This is a genomic window from Nocardia sp. NPDC004278, assembly GCF_053602975.1.
The window spans coordinates 227983-246866 of record NZ_JBSGEQ010000001.1 but is presented as its reverse complement, the minus strand read 5'-3'; the positions used below and the strand labels follow the sequence as shown (position 1 = coordinate 246866).

At 65.8% G+C, this 18884-nt stretch carries 21 protein-coding genes; 8 read left to right on the top strand and 13 right to left on the bottom strand.

The window, feature by feature from the left end:
* The first annotated feature begins 104 nt into the window (after nt 1-104).
* From ACWEO2_RS01115 to ACWEO2_RS01100, 4 genes are all read left to right on the top strand, one after another.
* A complete protein-coding gene (locus ACWEO2_RS01115) occupies nt 105-314 on the top strand; it encodes a fatty-acid--CoA ligase (protein WP_452403468.1) in 210 nt (69 codons plus the stop codon).
* Nucleotides 315-335: 21 nt separating this feature from the next.
* The gene (locus tag ACWEO2_RS01110; RefSeq protein WP_452403467.1) at nt 336-1508 is read left to right on the top strand and encodes a PucR family transcriptional regulator; all 1173 of its coding nucleotides are present in this window, start codon (nt 336-338) and stop codon (nt 1506-1508) included.
* Nucleotides 1509-1743: 235 nt separating this feature from the next.
* Entirely contained in the window at nt 1744-2562 is an 819-nt protein-coding gene (locus ACWEO2_RS01105) for a helix-turn-helix domain-containing protein (RefSeq protein WP_452403466.1), read from the top strand.
* A gap of 52 nt (nt 2563-2614) precedes the next feature.
* Nucleotides 2615-3496 carry a sterol desaturase family protein gene (locus tag ACWEO2_RS01100; protein WP_452403465.1) on the top strand — a complete coding sequence of 294 codons (882 nt, stop codon included), beginning with the start codon at nt 2615-2617 and terminating at the stop codon, nt 3494-3496.
* A 3-nt stretch (nt 3497-3499) separates the two neighbouring features.
* Here ACWEO2_RS01100 and ACWEO2_RS01095 read toward each other — a convergent pair whose 3' ends face one another.
* Nucleotides 3500-3952 carry a hypothetical protein gene (locus ACWEO2_RS01095; RefSeq protein ID WP_452403464.1) on the bottom strand — a complete coding sequence of 151 codons (453 nt, stop codon included), beginning with the start codon at nt 3950-3952 and terminating at the stop codon, nt 3500-3502.
* Nucleotides 3953-4047: 95 nt separating this feature from the next.
* Here ACWEO2_RS01095 and ACWEO2_RS01090 point away from each other — a divergent pair, with 95 nt between their 5' ends.
* The 3 genes from ACWEO2_RS01090 (at nt 4048) to ACWEO2_RS01080 (ending at nt 6278) form a co-directional block, all read left to right on the top strand.
* Nucleotides 4048-4341: a DUF6412 domain-containing protein gene (locus ACWEO2_RS01090; protein WP_452403463.1), complete on the top strand. Its 294-nt coding sequence runs from the start codon at nt 4048-4050 to the stop codon at nt 4339-4341.
* 95 nt (nt 4342-4436) lie between these two features.
* The gene (gene yidC, locus ACWEO2_RS01085; protein ID WP_452403462.1) at nt 4437-5321 is read left to right on the top strand and encodes a membrane protein insertase YidC; all 885 of its coding nucleotides are present in this window, start codon (nt 4437-4439) and stop codon (nt 5319-5321) included.
* Nucleotides 5322-5627: 306 nt separating this feature from the next.
* Complete coding sequence (locus ACWEO2_RS01080; RefSeq protein ID WP_452403461.1) at nt 5628-6278, top strand: slipin family protein; 651 nt, start codon at nt 5628-5630, stop codon at nt 6276-6278.
* Between the two features lie 67 nt (nt 6279-6345).
* Here ACWEO2_RS01080 and ACWEO2_RS01075 read toward each other — a convergent pair whose 3' ends face one another.
* Nucleotides 6346-6723: a nitroreductase family deazaflavin-dependent oxidoreductase gene (locus tag ACWEO2_RS01075; protein ID WP_452403460.1), complete on the bottom strand. Its 378-nt coding sequence runs from the start codon at nt 6721-6723 to the stop codon at nt 6346-6348.
* A 77-nt stretch (nt 6724-6800) separates the two neighbouring features.
* On the opposite strand from ACWEO2_RS01075, the gene ACWEO2_RS01070 reads away from it, so the two are divergent.
* Nucleotides 6801-7310, top strand: a complete 510-nt coding sequence (locus tag ACWEO2_RS01070; protein WP_452403696.1) for an NUDIX hydrolase — start codon at nt 6801-6803, stop codon at nt 7308-7310.
* Between the two features lie 214 nt (nt 7311-7524).
* On the opposite strand, the gene ACWEO2_RS01065 is transcribed toward ACWEO2_RS01070, so the two are convergent.
* From ACWEO2_RS01065 to ACWEO2_RS01015, 11 genes are all read right to left on the bottom strand, one after another.
* Entirely contained in the window at nt 7525-8205 is a 681-nt protein-coding gene (locus ACWEO2_RS01065; protein ID WP_354957996.1) for a TIGR00266 family protein, read from the bottom strand.
* Nucleotides 8206-8274: 69 nt separating this feature from the next.
* Nucleotides 8275-8643: an arsenate reductase family protein gene (locus tag ACWEO2_RS01060; RefSeq protein WP_452403459.1), complete on the bottom strand. Its 369-nt coding sequence runs from the start codon at nt 8641-8643 to the stop codon at nt 8275-8277.
* A gap of 85 nt (nt 8644-8728) precedes the next feature.
* Nucleotides 8729-10264 carry a glycosyltransferase family 39 protein gene (locus ACWEO2_RS01055; RefSeq protein ID WP_452403458.1) on the bottom strand — a complete coding sequence of 512 codons (1536 nt, stop codon included), beginning with the start codon at nt 10262-10264 and terminating at the stop codon, nt 8729-8731.
* A 95-nt stretch (nt 10265-10359) separates the two neighbouring features.
* Entirely contained in the window at nt 10360-11667 is a 1308-nt protein-coding gene (locus tag ACWEO2_RS01050; protein WP_452403457.1) for an aminotransferase class III-fold pyridoxal phosphate-dependent enzyme, read from the bottom strand.
* The gene (locus ACWEO2_RS01045) at nt 11668-12810 is read right to left on the bottom strand and encodes an ABC transporter substrate-binding protein (RefSeq protein WP_452403456.1); all 1143 of its coding nucleotides are present in this window, start codon (nt 12808-12810) and stop codon (nt 11668-11670) included. It abuts the gene before it with no gap.
* Nucleotides 12807-13583, bottom strand: a complete 777-nt coding sequence (locus ACWEO2_RS01040) for an ABC transporter permease (protein ID WP_452403455.1) — start codon at nt 13581-13583, stop codon at nt 12807-12809. Before ACWEO2_RS01040 ends, ACWEO2_RS01045 begins: the two co-directional genes overlap by 4 nt.
* The gene (locus ACWEO2_RS01035) at nt 13580-14482 is read right to left on the bottom strand and encodes an ABC transporter ATP-binding protein (protein WP_452403454.1); all 903 of its coding nucleotides are present in this window, start codon (nt 14480-14482) and stop codon (nt 13580-13582) included. Before ACWEO2_RS01035 ends, ACWEO2_RS01040 begins: the two co-directional genes overlap by 4 nt.
* A complete protein-coding gene (locus ACWEO2_RS01030; RefSeq protein ID WP_355178935.1) occupies nt 14479-15354 on the bottom strand; it encodes an ABC transporter permease in 876 nt (291 codons plus the stop codon). Before ACWEO2_RS01030 ends, ACWEO2_RS01035 begins: the two co-directional genes overlap by 4 nt.
* 88 nt (nt 15355-15442) lie before the next feature.
* Complete coding sequence (locus ACWEO2_RS01025) at nt 15443-16480, bottom strand: TIGR03842 family LLM class F420-dependent oxidoreductase (protein WP_452403453.1); 1038 nt, start codon at nt 16478-16480, stop codon at nt 15443-15445.
* 72 nt (nt 16481-16552) lie between these two features.
* The gene (gene hydA, locus ACWEO2_RS01020) at nt 16553-17974 is read right to left on the bottom strand and encodes a dihydropyrimidinase (RefSeq protein ID WP_452403452.1); all 1422 of its coding nucleotides are present in this window, start codon (nt 17972-17974) and stop codon (nt 16553-16555) included.
* 16 nt (nt 17975-17990) lie between these two features.
* Nucleotides 17991-18827, bottom strand: coding sequence for a nitrilase-related carbon-nitrogen hydrolase (locus ACWEO2_RS01015; RefSeq protein ID WP_452403451.1), 837 nt, complete (start codon nt 18825-18827; stop codon nt 17991-17993).
* Nucleotides 18828-18884: the final 57 nt, after the last annotated feature.

The window sequence follows — 18884 nt, the reverse complement described above, 5'->3', positions numbered from 1 at the left end:
GTCAACGAACCGTCTGGGTAGCCCGGGCCGAAATTACCTGTCCCCCAATACCGCAGCAGCGCTGGCCATCTCTCAACCGGCTCACTGCGACCACCTTCGCCGAATTGGCGAAGAATCCGGAGGTCTTGGCGGCAATCGAGCAAGGTGCGGCCGCCGCCGATGGCAAACTCTCCCGGGTGGAGCAGATCAAGAAGTGCATCGTGCTACCCGAGGTGCGGGAGCCGGGCAGCGATGTCCTGACGGCGACCGGCAAACTCGAACGCACCCCGATCGCCGCCCGCTACCCGGCTACGATCGAGCGCTTGTACTCGTAAGTCCGGGACGGAGAAGTTCATATGATGCCAACGCGGACCCGAGCCTTCGATGATCTGCACCGCAGAGCCGCAGCACTGGTCGACGGGTTCTACGCGTCGATGCCGCCGTATCCGCGGCTACCGCAGTCACTGGTGCAGACCGATTTCGCGCGCGGCACCAAGCTCAATGTCGATCTGTTCTTCGAGTATCTGCGCGGGGGCACCGACCCCTCGGAGGAGGACACCAGGGAGCTCGTGGAGTTGGCCATGGACCGGCTCCGCGATGGCACACCCCTGCCGGAAGTCCTGGACCGCTATCGCCTCGGCGCGGCCTTCATCTGGGAGCGGCTGCGCGAATCGGCCACCGCCGCCGAGCTGGACCTGATGCTCGATGCCGCACTGGTGCTGCTGAAGTACATCACGCTGGTGACCACCCGCATCGCCACCGCGGCCACCCAGCGCGTACACGATCCGCGCTGGGAACTGGTGGAACGGCGCCGCGGCATCGCCGACGCCCTGCTCACCGGGCGCGACCCGGTCGAGTGGGCCAATGATCCGGTCATTCCGGTCGCCGATGCCTTTCTCGTCGCGGTCTTCCGCCTGTGCGGCACCCGTGGCGGGCGCGCGTCGGCGCTGCGGCACCGGGTGGAGGCGATTCCGGGAGTCTTCCTGCGGCTGGACGCGGGCGGATGGACCGCGCTGATCTCGCTGCAACCCGGCGACGACGGCAGTGCCGCACTCGGCGGCCTCACTTCGCGACTGCCCGCTCATCAGCCCGATCAGTCGCCGCCGTACTGGGTCGGTGTCGGCGCGGCGGCGAGCAGGGCGGAGATTCCGGCAAAATTCGCCGAGGCGCGGGTGCTCGCCGAATTGGGCCGCTGCCTGGAACGTCGCGAAATCCTTTGCCGCCGAACGAATTTGCAGTTCGAGTACACGGTCGCGGTCAGCGATGCGGCCCGCCCGGGCCTGGCCTCGGTGCTCGCCCCCCTCGACACCCAGCCGATGCTGGCGGAGACACTGGAGGTGTTCGTCGACAGCGGGTTCAACCAGTTGGCGACGGCGCGACAACTCAGCGTGCATCGCAACACCGTGACCTACCGGCTGTCCCGCGTACACGAACTCACCGGCCTGGACCCGCACCGTCCCGCCGATGCCATGACCCTGTCCGCGGCCCGGCTGGCCCGCCGTCTCGAGTCTGCCGACTTCGCCCCCTGACTGCCCGAACGCGCACTCGGCCGACCCCGGCTATGGTGGCGCGACTTCCTGCACAAACGCGGGCGGCGACCTCCCGCATTTCCCGCGCGCCCGATTCCCGGACCCCCTACTGCCCGTGCCTTGATCGCCGAGTTCCTCGAACCCGTCGCCGTTACCCTGACAGCGGCCGTGTGACCGGGATAGTCTCCGTGAGGGATCCGATTCGGGATTCGCAGTCACCCGGGAGCGTCCGATGATGAAGGCTCTGGTTACCAACGGGGCAGCCACCTCCGCCCGATCCGTGCACTATGCCTCCGGGACTCCCGGTGAATTGCATTGGGAAGGTACCGCACTGCTGCGCGCTGGCGTGTTGGCCTTCGGCGGCAGCATCGGCCCCACCGCATTGCACGCCCACCACGCCGTACAGGTGCTCGCCGCGTACACGCCGGTGGTCGTGGTGGATGCCAGCGGCAATCGGCATCACGGCACCCATGTGATCGTGCCCGCCGACGCACCGCATCGCATTGCCTCCGGCGCCGAACGCGGCACCGCCATCTATCTCGACCCCGAATCCGTCGCGGGGGCGGCCGCCGACCGCAGGGCCCACAACTACGGCTGGGCCGACAGCGCTCATTCGCTGCCGATCGATCCGGAGCGGGAAACCCTGGCAGAGCTGGTCGCCGAGGTCGTCGACGATCTCGAACGCGATGATTCGCAGAATATCGAGCGGGGCCGCCACGAGGCGGTCACCGAGGTGCTCGAGCTGCTGCCGTCGCTGGTCGGCGACGGACCGATCCGCGGCGCGGAGGTCGCGCGTCGGGTCGGCATCTCCGCGACCAGGCTCACCCATCTGTTCACCGAGCAGGTCGGAATTCCATTGCGCCCGTACATACTGTGGCTCCGACTACATGTGGCGATCTCCCGCGTCCGCTCCGGCGACGACCTGACCGCCGCCGCCCACGCCGCCGGATTCGCCGACAGCTCCCATCTGACCCGCACTTGCCGCCGCACCTTCGGTCTGCCCCCGTCGGCACTGAGCCGCCACGTCCAGTGGGATCTCGGCGACGCACCCTAGGTCGACCGAATCGTTCAAGTGATCGCGGGCCTCGCCGACCAGGCTTGGCCCCATGACCACCGTTATCCGCACCCCCATACGGCGTCTGGCACGCTACGGGTACGTGCCCTTTCTGCTGATCGGCCTGAACGGCATCGGCATCGCACTGAGTTCGATTGGTGCACCGAAGTTTTGGCTGTTGCTCGTGCTCGCGGTCGCGATCATCGCGTCATTTCTGGTGGAGCGGGTGATTCCGTACCGGGCCGAGTGGAATCACGACCTGAACGACACCCTGCGCGATCGCATCCACGCCTTCGTCAATGAAATGCTCATTCTGCTCAGCGTCGCCGCGATCCCGTTGCTCGCCGCCATCGTGCCCGCTCCCGGCATCTGGCCGATATCGTGGCCGTTCCTGTGCCAGGTCCTGATCGCCATCCTGATCGCGGATCTCGGCATCACCCTGGTGCATCTGGCCAGTCACAAGATCGGGTTCCTGTGGCGCTTCCACGCCGTGCACCACAGCGTCAAACGGTGCTACGGCCTCAATGGTCTGATGAAACATCCACTGCACCAGACCGTGGAAATGGCGGCCGGTGTCGCACCACTCATCCTGATCGGGCTACCGTCGAATGTGGCTGCCGCCCTTGCCCTTTCGGTAGCGATCCAACTGCTGCTGCAGCACTCCAATGCCGACTACCGCAGCGGACCGGCCAAATACCTGCTGGCGCTGAACGAGGGCCATCGCTTCCATCACCTGAAGTTCGCCGGTATCGGCGATGTCAATTTCGGCCTGTTCACGCTGATCTGGGACCACCTATTGCGCACCTACTCCTATGACCCGGCGCGACGTTTCGGCACTGAAGACCTCGGCATGGCCGCAAAACCCGATTACCCGACCGCCTACGTCGACCAACTCGTCTACCCGTTCACAGCGGACGGCGGCTGCGAAATGTAGTCCCTACGTGGCCGATCGATGCCGCAGGAACCAGGCCGTGGATTCGCGCTTGCACAGCAGCACGATGATGGCGAACGACAGGCACAGGCCCGTCAAACCCGGCAGCGGGCCGACGGCCATCAGACCGAGGCACAGGGTTCCGGAAACGGCCGCGAGCGCAACGCCGACCACCTGCACAGTCCGGCCTACCATGGCGAAGGCGAAGGCGACACCGCCGAGCAGCCAGGCGGACAGATAACCGAATGCGATCGCGCCACCGAGATCCGGATTCCCGGTAATGATCGAGACGCCGACCAGTGCCACACCGAGTCCGGCCAGGAACCAGGACAGGGCTCGGGCCATGCGGACCGATGGGGGCATGATCTCCGGTGATCCCGCGAAACCGTAGTGGCGCGGGTCGTAGTCGGCATATTCGGAACTCGCCGGGTCATCGGAGAAAGAGTCGTACGAATTCACGGCACTGCTCCTTCGATAGATGAGGACATCATCAATTCGGTGAGCGCCGGGTCACTATATCGCCGGGATGGGTCGACGGCCGGTAAGCTCTTGGCATGTTCTCGCGGGTACATCTGGTGGCGTTTGCGGTTGTCGCACTCGTCGTCCCCGCATTCGCCCTGACGGCTCCGGCGAATGAACCGGCGGCACTGGCCGTCTTCGGTGTCATCGCCGCATCGCTGGCCCTGACACTGGTCGCATTGCGGAGCCCGCAGCTGCCGGTGGCGCTGGCCCACTCGGGTCCGCCGCCGTCGGCGCAGCGCCGCCGCCGGGGTTCCTTCCTACGCCAGAGCAATCCCGACACCGCGGGACGGCCGCGCCCCCGAGCACCCGGATCCGCCGCCGCGTAGCGACTGCTCGCGAGTCGCTGCGTACCGCCTGGTCTTCAGGCGATCGGCCGACCTTTCCCATCGACGTGCGCACATTCGCACAGTCAGGTGCTCCCATGCTCGACTTCATCTACTATCCGGTGTCCGCCATTCTCTGGGTGTGGCATACCGCCTTTGCCGCCGCCCTCGGCCCCGCCAGTGGCATCGCCTGGGTGCTCGCGGTGATATTTCTCGTCATCACACTGCGGGCCGCGCTGTTCTTTCCATTCCTGAAACAGGCCCGCACCCAGGCGGTCATGCAGCGACTGCAGCCGCGCGTCAAAGCCATTCAGCAGAAATACAAAGACGATCCACGTCGCAAGAACACCGAAATCCAACAGCTGTTCACCGATAACGGCGTCAATCCCTTCACCAGCCTGATTCCGCTGGTCGCCCAGGTATTCGTCTTCATCGGACTGTTCCATGTGCTGCGCTCATTCGACCGCACCGGCACCTTCGACTACCTACCGGTCGGCCGTGCCGCGGCCATGACCGCCGAACAGAATGCCGCCACCGCGAATTATCTCTTCGGCCCCACCGATGTGCAGTCGTTTCTGCACGCCGACCTGTTCGGTGCGCCGCTGTCGGCAACGCTCGCCGGTGCGGGCGAATTGCTCTCCACCGTGGCGATCGTGGCGCTACCGCTAATGCTGATCGCCGCTGTCGCAACGCATTTCACCGCACGCGCGGCAATGGGCCGCCAGACCGGGACCACGGCGATTCCCTTCATGCGCACCCTCAGCCTGTGGGTGTTCCCCGCCGCCGCGATTGTCGGCGGCGCGATGCTGCCGGTGGCGATCCTGCTGTACTTCGTCACCAACAATGCGTGGACGCTGGCGCAACAGCATGTCGTCTACCGGCGCCTCGATGTCGAAACAGCCGCCGAGGCAACGCAGGTCGCCGCGCGTCGTGTTGCCGCGGCCCCGAAACCCGGTGTGAAACCCGAGCGGCAGCGGCGGTAATAAATCATTCGCGCGCCCCGGTCGTGATGCCTATGGTTGTCGAAGATCGAGTCAAGGGGCGCACCGGAATCTCCGGCCCGCGTTCCCCGTGTCGGGCTCGTTCTCGCACCTGGCGAAGGGCGAAAAGCCTGGATGGGGTTCGATTCCTCTGCGATGCCACCCGATTCCGGTCGGATACGGCAAGCGGCTCTGCGGGCTCCGCGGCTCCGGCCGCGGGACGCCCCCGCCGCGATTCCGTGACCGGGACCGGGTGACATTCGAAATAGCAAGGCAGACAGCGACACACACCGCGGGAGGAGTGAGAATATGTACACGACGGTTATGGCATGGCAGCGGACGCTGCTGTACCGGGACGGCACACTCGAGCGAGTGCTCGAGCCGGGACGCCACCGCTATGACAACAGGCGCTGCACACTGATCGTCGTGGATATGCGCCCCCGGCTGCTGACCGTCAGCGGCCAGGAACTGCTCACTCGCGACGGTCTCGCGCTGCGGGTCAGCTATGCGGTGAACTGGCAGGTCACCGCCCCGGAGCAATTCACCACCGGCGCACAGTACCCGGAGCAGGTGCTCTATGCCGCGGTGCAGGATGCCGCACGCCGAGCGGTCGCGGGCCACACCCTCGATGAGCTCGTCGCCGACCGCGGGCTGCTCGTCGGTGATCTCGTCGAAATCGCCACGGCCGTGACCGGACTCGGTGTGCGCGTGGACGGGGTCACTGCCCGTGACCTGATGTTGCCGGGTGAATTGCGCAGGGCGGCATTGGAAACCGTGCTCGCCAAGGAGCGCGGCCGTGCCGAACTCGAACGGGCCCGTGCGGAGGCGGCCGCGCTGCGCTCGCTCGCCAATACCGCACGCCTGCTGGAGGAGCACCCGGCGCTGCTGCGGCTGCGCACCCTGCAGGTCGCGGCCACGCCGGGCGCGCAGGTAGTGCTGGATCCGCGCGAGCGCGTCTGAGGCGCTATCGATGCCGAAACCCCCTGCCCACTGGGACAGCGGGTTTCGGTGATTCGACAGGGGCTGCTTACGCCTGACGAGCCTGCAAGTAGTAGGTGGCCGACATCACCTTCAGCGCCTGCCGGATGACCGGTGGCGCCCACCGCGCCGACGGGTCGTTCTGCACCACCGGATCGATGAGCAGCACGACCGTGCGCTTGGTCTCGAGCTCGAAACCGCCTGCGGCCGTGATGTTCTTGACCCAGTCGACATCGCGGCCGTAGGTCAGCGCGATGCGGTAGACGCCGTCGCCGTCGAACGCCAACACCGGAGTTCTATAGGGGCGCCCGGATTTTCGTCCTTTGTGGACGACCATGCTCATCGGCGGAACCCGACCGGCCAATCGGCCCAGGATCGGATTGGTGACATGGCGGTTCAATTTCGCAAGTGCTCGCGGAAGCACCATCGGGAGCGGTCCTCTCTCAGGGTGGAGTGCGGTGATCAGGTTACCCTCGACCGGTGGCTGTGCACCCTCACTCGGAGATGATCGCCGTCTATGACGCCGCGGGCCGCGAGATCGGCTCGGCCGACCGGGCCACCGTCTATCGCGACGGGATCTGGCATGCCAGCGCGGGCGTGCTGGTGCGCTCCGGCGACGGTGAACGGATCTATGTGCACCGCCGCACCGAGACCAAGATGGTGTTCGCTGGCATGCACGACTGCCTGGCCGGTGGTGTCGTCGATCCGGGCGAGACCCCGGCGCAGACCGCGGTGCGTGAACTCGCCGAGGAACTGGGCATCATGCTGCCCGCCGACGCGCCCCCGCTATCGCTACGGGCCCGCGCGTCCTGGGACGGCAGCTGGCAGGGCGCACCGATGCGCTGTCATCTGTTCGCCTATGAGCTGCGCTACGACGGACCCATTCGCCACCAGCCCGAGGAGATCGCGGACGGCTGGTGGTGGACCGATGCCGAACTCCGCGCGCATCTGGCCGATCCGACGTGGTCGTTCGTACCCGACACCCGCATCCTCACCGGCCAACTTCTCGCCTGATGTGGCATCGGCCCATCAGGTCGTAGACCTGATGGGCCGATGAGCCGCAAATCCGTCAGGCGGCGCTGCCGCTCATAGCACCCATGACCTGGGTAAAGAGGTTTGCGACGACTTCGAGGAGCTCCATGTACATTCCCTTGCTGGACCCGATATGAAAGTTGCAGTCTGCATGATCGAGATGTCCAGCAGGTAAGGAGACCGTGAAGTCGGGCGACTACCCCGAGGACGCCACCGATCCGGCCCAGGCGGCGAAGGCGCCCGGATTGCGGGTCTGCAGCAGGACCCGGCCGGGTCCGGTGAAGTCGAAGACGAAGCCCTCGCCCGACTTCAGCGACTGGATGGACCGCCCGGAGACCGCGCGCCGGATGGTGAAGTTCATGGCCAGGTCATAGGCCACCACATGCCCGGTATCGATGGTGACCGGCTCACCCGGCTGCAGATCGATAACATCGATCGCGCCGAACACACCGACGACCACCTCACCGTCGCCGTGCGCGCGCAGACCGAATCCGCCCTCACCACCGAACAGGTTCGCGAAACCACCCCACTTGCCCTCCACCTGCACGCCGTGCGAATTCGCGATCCAGCCGCCGCGGCTGATGAAGAACGGTCGATCGGGCGTGATCTGCAGATTCAGCATGTCACCGGGTAGCGCGGGCGCCACGTCCACCCAGCCGCCCTGCGGCGGTGCGGTGAAGGTCGAGACGAAAAACGATTCGCCCGCGAGCACCGAGCGCTTCAGCCCGGCGAGGATGCCGCCTTCGGCCTTGGCCTGCAACGAAACTCCCGCCGAATGCGCGACCATGGCGCCGCTCTCGACCCGCATCGGCTCACCGCCCGCGAGGAAGCACCGAGCGACCGCAGAGGCCGGACTATGACGCAGTTGTACCTTCATACGCCGACCCTACCGGCTGATTCGCACCGAAAGGCGGGCCGAATCGAGGCCGATATCAGGGGTTTCGGATCAGCTCAACGAACGCAGCGTTTCCTCGTCCCGCGCGACCACCGCGCCACCGTCCGGGGTGAGCACGATCGGGCGCTGGATCAGCTTGGGATGTGTTGCCAGCGCCTCGAGCCACTTATCCCGATCGGCCGGGGTGCGTCCCCATCCGGACATGCCCAGATCCTTGGCGATCTCCTCACCTGTCCTGGTGATGTCCCACGGCTCGGCTCCCAGCCGCTTCAGCACGGCGCGCAGTTCCGCAGCGGTCGGCGGATCGTCGAGGTAGCGCCGCACCGTGTACGCGACGCCCGCCTCGTCCAGGCGCGTGGTCGCGTTGCGGCTCTTGGTGCACCGCGGGTTGTGCCAGATCTCGGTCTGCCCAGATGTCATGGCTTCCAATTAACCATGGCCGCCGGGTTTCGGTCCGCACCGGCCGACCGAAACCCGGCGCACCTGGGGCGCGCGACTGAACCGATTACAGGTGCATCCAGTTCGGCCACACCTCGGACCACGAATGACGCAGGCCGGTGCAGGTCCATACCGTGACGTCCTGGGTGTTGCCCGGGTAGCCGATTCGGCTGTCCACCTTGGCGACCGGTGCGCAGTTGTCGAAATCCCAGTGCAGGAGGCCATCGTTGACGCCGACGGCGATGACTGCCGACGCGGTGTCGGGGGGTGTGCCGAAGTATCCGAAGCCGCGGCTGGGGCTGTAGATCGGGGGCAGGTTGGCGCGCTCGAATTGGTCCAGCGCGCTGGCTTGCCAGTAGGTGTCGGTGACGATGATGGCGTCGGTGCGTTCGGCCGGGGTGAGCGAGTCATAGGCTTTGCTGACGGCGGAGGTCAGCTCCGGCCAGCCGAATTCGCCGTAGACGCCGATATTGATGGCGGCCTCGGCGGCATTGGCGGGCGGCTCGACCTGGGCGGCGCCGCGCCATGGAGTCGACCACAGCAGAAAGCCCGTGGCCACCGCGGCGAGCGCAGCACCGGCACCGGCGACCCAGCGTCGCGGTACGGGATCCAGTCGACACGCCAATTCATGGAGACCGACCGCACCGGCGGCGAGCACCACGCCGTACATCCCGGCCATGTAGTAGATCCGCCCGCCGACCACCAGAAAGGTGGCGACCAGTATCAGCAGGGTCGCGCCGAGGAACAGGTACGGCCGCAGCGAGGTATGGAACAGCAATGCCCACACGCCGTACATCAGCAGCACCGCGCCGAAGTACCCGGCCAGCAGGACCGCGAGCGGCACGAACATCACCCGACCGCCGAGAATGCCCTGCTCGCTGCTGATCACCCCGCCCATCGACAGCTGCGGCCAATCCTGGCGTGCCTGCCAGATCAGTGACGGCACCGTCGCCGCGACCACGATCGCCCCGCCGAGCCACAACAGCGGCCGCCGCACCAGTTCGCGCGGGCCGCAGATCAGCGAAGCCACCGCGACGGCGATCCAGAAGAACGGAATCAACCATTTCACCTGCATATCGACCGCGGTCACCAGGGACGCGCACAGCAGCAGGCGATCGCGGCGGGTCCGCACCCAGCGCACGATCAGCCAGGTGATGATCACCCAGAGCACGGTATCGACCGCATTGGTCGTCAGCATCTTGCCCTGGAGCAGCAGGTACGGCGAGGTCGCGTAGCCGATCGCGGCGAAGATCTGCGCACCGCGGCCGCCGCCGAGTTCCCGCGCTATCACCGCGCACAGCACGACACCGAGCACGGTCAGCGCCACCACCGGCAGCCGCAGCACGAAGAAATTGCCCGGCGCGATCGTGTCCATCAGGCGCGCCAGCATCGGCAGCACCGGCCCCTGATCGGCGTAACCGAACGAGGGCCGCCGCCCCGCCGCGAGGAAATACAGCTCATCGCCGAAGTAGTCGTACCGACTCGCGGAGAACAGCAGGACCGCGAGCGCCAGCGCCGCGACCGCGCCGACACCCGCGAGCGCCAGCGCCGGACGCTCCTCAGGCGAGGTGGCCAGCTTCTGACGATCTTCGATATCGGTCACGCCAGCTCCTGGAGGAGTTCCGAGGTGGACGTATCGAATCTAGCGGGAAATGGCCGTCGCGGACTACCCGCATGGTCGGTCCGCGCGGCCTGCCACTACCGTACGTATTCGTCGGCGATATCGAGCACCTCGTCGACAATATCCAATCCGGTGCGCAGCTCATCCGCCGTCGTGGTGAGCGGCGGTGCGATCTGAAAGCGGTTGCCCGCGTTGAACGGCCACAGCCCGCGTTCCTTGGCGGCGGCGGTGACCCGGTTCATCGGTTCGGCGGCCGAACCCGCGGCGGCGAACGGAATCAGCGGTTCCCTGGTCTGCGGGTCGCGCACCAGCTCCAGCGCCCAGAAGAATCCGAGACCCCGCGCCTCGCCGACACTGGGATGGCGAGATGCCAAGTCCGCCAGCCCCTTTCCGAGCACATCGGCGCCGACCGAGCGGACATGGTCGAGAATGCCGTCGCGTTCGAAGACACCGATCGAGGCGACGGCCGCCGCGCAGGCCAGGGGGTGGCCCGCGTAGGTCAGCCCGCCGGGATAGACCGTATTGTCGTAGCGCTGAGCGATCCGCTCGGCCATCAGCACACCGCCGAGCGGGACGTAGCCGGAGTTCACGCCCTTGGCGAAGGTGATGATGTCGGGTGCCACGCCGAAGGCCTGCACCGCGAACCACTCGCCGACCCGGCCGAATCCGACCATCACCTCATCGGCGATATAGACGATGCCGAATTCGTCACACAGCGCCCGCACACCGGCGAGATATCCGGGCGGCGGCACCAGAACACCGTTGGTGCCGACGACGGTCTCCATGATCAGCCCAGCGATGTGCTGCGGCCCCTCCAACTCGATGACCTGGCGCAGATGCCGCAGCGCCGCCGCCGTCTCTTCCTCGGGAGTTGTTGTTTCCCAAGGAGATCGGTAGGGATACGGCCCGAAGAAGCGGACCACGTCGACATTGGTCGGCTCCGCACCCCAACGCCGCGGCTCACCGGTCAGACCGATGGCGACACCGGTGCCGCCGTGATAGGAGCGATAGGCGGCCAGCATTTTGGTGCGGCCAGTGTAACTGCGTGCCAGTCGCACCGCATGTTCGACGGCCTCGGCACCACCGGTGGTGAACAGTATGCGATTCAGCTCGCCGGGTGCGCGTTCGACGATCAGCCTGGCCAGTTCGCTGCGCGCCTCATTGCCGACGGTCGGCGAGATGGTGGTGAGCTTCTGCGCCTGTTCGATGATCGCGGCGACGATATCCGGATGCTGGTGGCCGATATTGACATTCACCAGTTGGGAGGAGAAGTCGAGGTAGCGCTTACCGCTCTCCTCCCAGAACCACGAACCCGACGCGCCGACGATCGGGACCGGATTCAGTGTGGCCTGGGCGCTCCAGGGATAGAAGACATGATCGACCACCTATTTGCCGCCTTCGGTCAGCGTCACCTGCTGCGGCGTGAATCCCGATCCGGTGACGTCGGTGCCACCGGATTTCAGCAGATCCAATGCCTTGGTGACGTATTCATTGGTGAACGCGCCCGCGTCGGGATCCTTCTTCAGCACCGTGACACCCTCCTGATTCTTGGTCTCCTTGGCGATTTTCACGGTGCGGTCCCACGCGGTCTTATCGATCATGCCGACACCGTTGGGCGAGGGCCAGATCAGCTTGTTGACCTCATTGATCTGCCACTGCTGATGGGTCGAGCCGAGGGTGCTGCCCGCGGCCACCGTGATATCGCGGCACTTGTCGACATGGTCGCGGCAGAACACCCAGCCCTTGAGCGAGGCCGTGATGAATTTCACGGTCTGGTCCTGGTATTTCGAATCCTTCAGCCGCTCCGAATTCGCCCAGATCGCGTCCTGCAGCATGGCCACGCCCTCATCGTTCCAGTCGATGGTGGCGAAATCGTCTGCGGTGTAGAGCTTTCCGGTAGCCGGATTCTTTGTCTCCAGCAGCTGGGCGTACTCGTTGTAGGACATGGCCTGGGCGGCATTGATGTCCTTGGCGAGGAAGGCGTTCATATCGAACTGCTGCTGGACCAGCTTCACGTCCTTGGCCGGATCAATGCCCGCCTTCGTCATTCCGGCGAACAGCTCGAATTCATTGCCGTAGCCCCAGTTTCCGACGGTCTTGCCGCGCAGTGCGGCCGGGCCCGAGATATTGTCGGACTTGAACGAGACCTGCTTGGTGCCCGAGCGCTGGAAGACCTGGGCCACTTCGGTAATGCCCGCCCCGGCCTCACGGGAGGCGAGCGCCTTGGGCACCCAGGCGATCGCGTAATCGGCTTGGCCCTGCGCCAGCACCGTCTGCGGCACGATATCGGTACCACCGTCGAGGATTTCGACGGATAGGCCCTGCTCCCGGTAGAAGCCCTGGTCCACGGCGGCCAGATAACCGGCGAACTGGCCCTGTTTGAACCACTGCAGCTGTAACCGGACCTTGGTCAGCCCTTCGGCGGTGGTCCCCGAGCTGTTGTCGGTGGTGCTGCAGCCGGTCAGCGCGGCCGCCACCAACGCCGCCAGCGCGAGACAAGCACGCAAACGCCCTGTGTTACTTCTCATTTCGATCTCCCAAAGATATTACGAATCACGATGGTCCGAGGTCGGCGGGTCAGTTGTTCGAGGATCAGCACGACGGCGAGGAAGAGCAGGCCGACGATCATGGCGCCGACCACATAGGCCCACGCACGTGGATAGGCGGTATTCGCCGCGGCCGAGGTGATCCGACTGCCGAGTCCGTTCTGCAGGCCGCCGAAGTATTCGGCGATGATGGCCGCGATCACCGCCCCCGGCGCCGCAATGCGCAGACCGGTGAACAGGTACGGCAGCGCGGCGGGCAAGCGCACCATGCGAGTGATCTGCCAGCCGCCCGCCGCATACGAGGTCATCAGATCGGCATGCACCTGCGGAACCTGCCGCAGACCACGCGCGGTGCTGACGAACATCGGGAAGAACACCACAATCGCGACCACCATGCGGCGCGGAATGTCGGTGGTGGTCGAGTACATCGAATTCAGCAGCGGGGCGAGCGCGACGATCGGTACCGCGGCCGCCGCGGCGGCCAGCGGCGTCAATAGGCCCTCGACCAGCCGGAACCGCACCGCCAGCATGGCCGCGACAATGCCGAGGACGGCGCCGACCAGTAATCCGATGAGGGCATTGGTGCCGGTGGCGGTGGCGGCATCGACGATGCGGTCGAAATTCTCGCTGAACTGTTTCGCTATCGCGGAGGGTGCGGGCAGCAGGAACGAGGGCACGCCGGCCACTACGGTCAGCACCTGCCACAGCGCCAGGCCGCCGACGCCGAAAACTACTGGTGGTAGCCAGGTTCTCATCGCATATCCCGTCCCGCCACGATGATGTCGGTTGCCTCGTGTCCACCGCGCAGCGCGGTGCGAACCGCGGCGACGGCCTCGAAAAAGGCCTCGCTGGAACGGATATCGTCGCCGCTGACGCCCGCCTCACGGCCCCAGCCGCCGGTCGGCACGATCTCGGTGATGCGGCCCGGCCGCGGTGACATGACCACCACGCGGTCGGAGAGGAAGACCGCCTCGGGAATCGAGTGCGTCACGAAGACCACCGCGGCACCGGTCTCTCCGGCGATGCGCAGTAGCTCGCCCTGCATGCGTTCGCGGGTCATTTCGTCCAACGCGCCGAATGGTTCGTCCATCAGCAGCAGCGAAGGCTTGCGGGCCAATGCCCTGGCGATCGCCACGCGCTGTTGCATGCCGCCGGACAGTTCCGCCGGATAGCGGTGGGCGAAATCGGTGAGACCGGCCATTTCCAGGAGTTCCGCACTGCGCTTGCGTCTTTCGGCCTTGGGGACCCGGTGCAGTTCGAGGGGCAGTTCGACATTGGCCTGTACGGTGCGCCAGTCGAGCAGGCCGGCCTGTTGGAAGGCGATGCCGTAGTCCTGGTCGATCCTGGCCTGCCGAGCGGATTTGCCGTGTACGGTCAGGCCGCCGCTGGTCGGCTGTTCCAGATCGGCGATGATGCGCAGCAGGGTGGATTTACCGCAGCCCGACGGCCCGATCAGCGAGACGAACTCCCCCGCGCGCACTTTCAGCGATACATCGGCCAGCGCGGTCACCGAACCCGCGTCGAAGATCTTCCCGACATTCGTGAGGTCGACCGCCGCGACATCATCGGCCTCGACGCCGACCGGATCCGATGCCTCGATCGGCTCGTCGGCCGCCTCGGTGTGCGTGGCGGCCGATTCCACTTTCCCGGTCAACGGGTACCTCCTGAAGAGCCGCGCGCCCCGGCGGGACGGCTGTAACGACGTAGTGCCAGTTCGGCCAGGCCGACGACGGCGGTGACGGCAACACCGAGCAGTGCCGCGGCGAGCACGGCCGCGTACAGCCGGGCCGCGTCGCCGGTGGCCTGCTGTGCGAAGACAATGATCTGGCGGCCGATACCACCCGCTGTACCGGTGGAGATCTCCGCGACCACCGCACCGATCACCGATGCCGCCGCGGCCAAGCGCAGTGCGGGCAGGAAATGCGGCACCGCGGCGGGAAACCGCAAGTGCACCAATGTCTCCCACCAACTGGCCGAGTAGCTGTGCAGCAGTTCCACCGACGCCTTCGACGGTGCCTGCAGGCCGCGCAGCATGCCGACCGCGACCGGGAAGAAGGCCAGATACGACGCGATGACCGCGATACTCATCCACGGCCGCCACGGCTGCCCGGCGATGACGATCTTGCCGCCCCATCCGGCCACCAGCGGCGCCAGCGCGATCAGCGGAACCGTCTGCGAGACCACGATATAGGGCAGCAATCCGCGCTCGACGAAGGCGAAGCGCTGCATCACCACCGCGAGGGCTGTGCCGACCAGGGTGCCGATCGCCAGTGCCAGCATCGCGAGCCCGAAGGTGAATCCGGCCGTGCGCAGCAGTGTCGCACCGACGGTGCCGGTGCCGTCCTTATCGCCGAGTACGGTAATGACCGACCAAACATGCGGCAGCGCAGCATCACTCGTGCGCGGCAGGATCCGGGTGTCACCGATGCTCACCCCGCGCTCGGGCACGAAGTACTTGACGAGCTCCCAGACCGCGATGACCAGCACCGCAACGCCGACCGCATAGCCGACCTGCCGTGCCCGCATTGCTCCCGCTCTCATCGATCACCCGCCGATACCGCAACCGGCTCCGCCGCGGACTCCGCGAGCGCGAGGGTCACCACCATCGCGGCGATCACTCGGCGCCCTCCGTCGCGGTGACCGGATGCGCCAACCGCGGTAGCACCGACTCCCCGTACGCCTCCAGCGTGGCCGTCTTGGCGTCGTGCTGGAGGTAGACCGCGAACTGGTCGACGCCGAGCTTCTCCAGTTCGTGCAGCCGGGCCAGTTGCTCGTCGGGCGTGCCGATCAGGCAGAAGCGGTCCACGATCGCATCCGGCACGAATTCGGCGTGCGCATTGCCCGCCCGGCCGTGCTCGTTGTAGTCGTAGCCGCGGCGGCCCGCGATGTAATCGGTGAGCGCATGCGGAATATCGCCGTCGGTACCGTATTTCGCGACGATATCGGCGACGTGATTGCCGACCATGCCGCCGAACCAGCGGCACTGTTCGCGGGCGTGCGCCATCGCGGCGGCGGATCCGTCGGTGACGTAGGCCGGTGCCGCAACACAGATCTTCACCGATCCGGGATCGCGGCCCGCCTGCTCGGCAGCAGCACGGACCCGGGCGATCGTCCACGCGGTGATATCCGGATCGGCCAGCTGCAGGATGAATCCGTCCGCAACCTCACCTGTCAGCTCGAGCGCACGCGGCCCGTATCCGGCCACCCACACTTCCAGCCGCGAGGCACTGGCCCACGGGAAGCGCACGATGGTGTCGTCGACGCGGGCGCTGCGGCCATTGCCGAGTTCCCTGATCACCTCGATCGCTTCGCGCAATGTCGCCAAGGTGGCCGGTTTGCCGCCGAGGGTGCGGACCGCGGAGTCGCCGCGCCCGATACCGCAGATGGTGCGGTTGCCGAACATATCGTTGAGCGTCGCGAAGGTCGACGCGGTGACCGTCCAGTCCCGGGTGGACGGATTGGTGACCATCGGGCCGACGACGACCTTGCGGGTGGCGGCGAGAATTTGGCTGTAGATGACATAGGGCTCCTGCCACAGCAGGTGCGAATCGAAGGTCCACACATGCGAAAAGCCGTGTGTCTCTGCCTGTCTGGCCAATTCGACCACCCGCGAGGCGGGAGGTGTGCATTGCAGCACCACACCGATATCCATGCGGCACTCTCCATTTCGGGTCAAGAACGTCGGCCGTTTCGAATAGAACGCGGGCCGTGCGAGTCGGCGGCGTCAGATCAAGTTCTGCGACAGTTCGCGGATGATGAACCTGCCGTGCCCGGCAGTGCCCAGATACGCACCGTCATTGATGATCACGCGGCCGCGCGAGAGCACGGTGTCGACGTGCCCGTCGATCTCGAAGCCCTCCCAGGCCGAGTGGTCCATATTCATGTGGTGGGTCTTGCCGAATCCGATGCTGGTGTGCCCGTTCGGGTCGTAGATCACGATGTCGGCATCCGCACCCGGGCTGATGACACCCTTGCGCGGGTACATCCCGAACATCCGCGCGGGCGTGGTGCAACACACCTCGACCCAGCGTTCCAGCGAGATCCAGCCGTTCTTCACACCCTGGAACATCAGATCCATCCGGTGTTCCACACCGCCGATCCCATTGGGGATCTTGCTGAAATCGCCGACGCCGAGCTCTTTCTGATCCTTCATGCAGAACGGACAGTGGTCGGTGCTGACCGAGGTGACCGCACCGGTGCGGATATAGCGCCACAACTCGTCCTGATGCCCTTCGGCCCGCGACCGCAGCGGCGTCGAGCACACCCACTTGGCGCCCTCGAAACCCGGTGCGCCCAACTGTTCTTCGAGTGAGAGGTACAGATACTGCGGACAGGTCTCACCGAAGACGTTCTGCCCGTTACCCCGTGCGGCGACGATCTGTTCCATCGCCTGCTTGGCCGAGACATGCACGACATACAGCGGTGCATCGGTCAACTGCGCCAACATGATCGCACGGTGGGTCGCCTCCTCCTCCATCTGCCACGGCCGGGTCACGCCGTGGTAGTACGGCGAGGTCTCCCCGCGCGCCAGCGCCTGTTCGACCAGCACATCGATGGCAATGCCGTTCTCCGCGTGCATCATCAGCAGTGCGCCGAGGTCGCCCGCCGCTTGCATGGCCCGCAGGATCTGGCCGTCGGTGGAGTAGAAGACGCCGGGATAGGCCATGAACAATTTGAAGCTGGTGACGCCCTCGGCCACCAATTCGCTCATGCCCTTGAGGGATTCGTCGTTCACCTCACCGATGATCTGATGGAATCCGTAGTCGATCGCGCAGTTGCCCGCGGCCTTCTCATGCCACAGACCGAGGGTGTCCTGCACCCGCTCCCCCGGCTTCTGCACGGCGAAGTCGACAATGGTCGTGGTACCACCCCAGGCGGCGGCGCGGGTGCCGGTCTCGAAGGTGTCGGAGGCCTCGGTGCCGCCAAAGGGCAGCTGCATATGGGTGTGGCCGTCCACGCCACCGGGGATCACATATTTGCCGGTCGCATCGATGACCACGTCCGCGGATGCGGTCAGGTCGGCGCCGAGCGCGGTGGAGCCGGGCTGCAGGACCGCGACAATGGTTTCGCCGTCGATCAGCACATCGAGCAATTGCGATCCGGTAGCCGAGACCACCGTGCCGCCGTGAATGAAGGTTTTCGTCATATCGATATCACCAGCCTCAGGGAGCCACCAGTGGTCCGTAGGCGTCGGGGCGGCGATCGCGATAGAACGCCCAGCGGTCGCGCACCACCTTGATCAGATCCATATCGAGGTCACGGACCACCAGTTCGGGATCGGTGTCCGAGGCGACGTCTCCGACGAATTTACCTTCCGGATCCACGAAATAGCTGGTTCCGTAGAAATCGTCATCGCCGTATTCCTCGATGCCGACCCGGTTGATGGCGCCGATGAAATATTCGTTGGCGACCGCAGAGGCAGGTTGCTCCAGCTTCCAGAGGTAGCCGGATAGGCCGCGTGAGGTGGCCGAGGGGTTGAAGACGATCTCCGCGCCCGCCAGACCGAGTGCGCGCCAGCCCTCCGGGAAATGCCGGTCGTAGCAGATATAGACGCCGACCTTGCCGACCGCGGTGTCGAAGACCGGCCAGCCCAGGTTGCCCGGTCGGAAGTAGAATTTCTCCCAGAACCCCTTGACCTGCGGAATGTGGTGTTTGCGGTATTTGCCGAGGTAGCTGCCGTCCGCATCGATGACCGCCGCGGTGTTGTAGAGCAGACCCGATTGTTCCTGCTCGTACACCGGCAGAATCATCACCATGTCCAGTTCCTTGGCCAGGGCGGCGAATCGCTCGGTGGTCGGCCCGGGCACCGATTCCGCGTAGTCATAGAACTTCGCGTCCTGCAATTGGCAGAAGTACGGGCCGTAGAACAACTCCTGGAAGCAGATCACCTTGGCGCCCTGCGCGGCGGCCTGACGGGCGTAGTCCTCGTGCGCCTTGATCATGGACTCTTTATCGCCGGTCCAGTTGGTCTGGACGAGCGCGGCTCGAACGATTCCCATGCTTTGTTATACTTCACTGCGAACCAATTCGGTTGTGTTACAAGATTGCGGAAACAG

Excerpts from the sequence above, each read along its gene's own strand:
- ACWEO2_RS01110 (WP_452403467.1), top strand. The coding sequence starts at position 336 with ATGATGCCAACGCGGACCCGAGCCTTCGATGATCTGCACCGCAGAGCC.
- ACWEO2_RS01105 (WP_452403466.1), top strand. The coding sequence starts at position 1,744 with ATGAAGGCTCTGGTTACCAACGGGGCAGCCACCTCCGCCCGATCCGTG.
- ACWEO2_RS01100 (WP_452403465.1), top strand. The coding sequence starts at position 2,615 with ATGACCACCGTTATCCGCACCCCCATACGGCGTCTGGCACGCTACGGG.
- ACWEO2_RS01090 (WP_452403463.1), top strand. The coding sequence starts at position 4,048 with ATGTTCTCGCGGGTACATCTGGTGGCGTTTGCGGTTGTCGCACTCGTC.
- yidC (WP_452403462.1), top strand. The coding sequence starts at position 4,437 with ATGCTCGACTTCATCTACTATCCGGTGTCCGCCATTCTCTGGGTGTGG.
- ACWEO2_RS01080 (WP_452403461.1), top strand. The coding sequence starts at position 5,628 with ATGTACACGACGGTTATGGCATGGCAGCGGACGCTGCTGTACCGGGAC.
- ACWEO2_RS01075 (WP_452403460.1), bottom strand. The coding sequence starts at position 6,723 with ATGGTGCTTCCGCGAGCACTTGCGAAATTGAACCGCCATGTCACCAAT.
- ACWEO2_RS01070 (WP_452403696.1), top strand. The coding sequence starts at position 6,801 with ATGATCGCCGTCTATGACGCCGCGGGCCGCGAGATCGGCTCGGCCGAC.
- ACWEO2_RS01065 (WP_354957996.1), bottom strand. The coding sequence starts at position 8,205 with ATGAAGGTACAACTGCGTCATAGTCCGGCCTCTGCGGTCGCTCGGTGC.
- ACWEO2_RS01060 (WP_452403459.1), bottom strand. The coding sequence starts at position 8,643 with ATGACATCTGGGCAGACCGAGATCTGGCACAACCCGCGGTGCACCAAG.
- ACWEO2_RS01045 (WP_452403456.1), bottom strand. The coding sequence starts at position 12,810 with ATGAGAAGTAACACAGGGCGTTTGCGTGCTTGTCTCGCGCTGGCGGCG.
- ACWEO2_RS01040 (WP_452403455.1), bottom strand. The coding sequence starts at position 13,583 with ATGAGAACCTGGCTACCACCAGTAGTTTTCGGCGTCGGCGGCCTGGCG.
- ACWEO2_RS01030 (WP_355178935.1), bottom strand. The coding sequence starts at position 15,354 with ATGCGGGCACGGCAGGTCGGCTATGCGGTCGGCGTTGCGGTGCTGGTC.
- ACWEO2_RS01025 (WP_452403453.1), bottom strand. The coding sequence starts at position 16,480 with ATGGATATCGGTGTGGTGCTGCAATGCACACCTCCCGCCTCGCGGGTG.
- hydA (WP_452403452.1), bottom strand. The coding sequence starts at position 17,974 with ATGACGAAAACCTTCATTCACGGCGGCACGGTGGTCTCGGCTACCGGA.
- ACWEO2_RS01015 (WP_452403451.1), bottom strand. The coding sequence starts at position 18,827 with ATGGGAATCGTTCGAGCCGCGCTCGTCCAGACCAACTGGACCGGCGAT.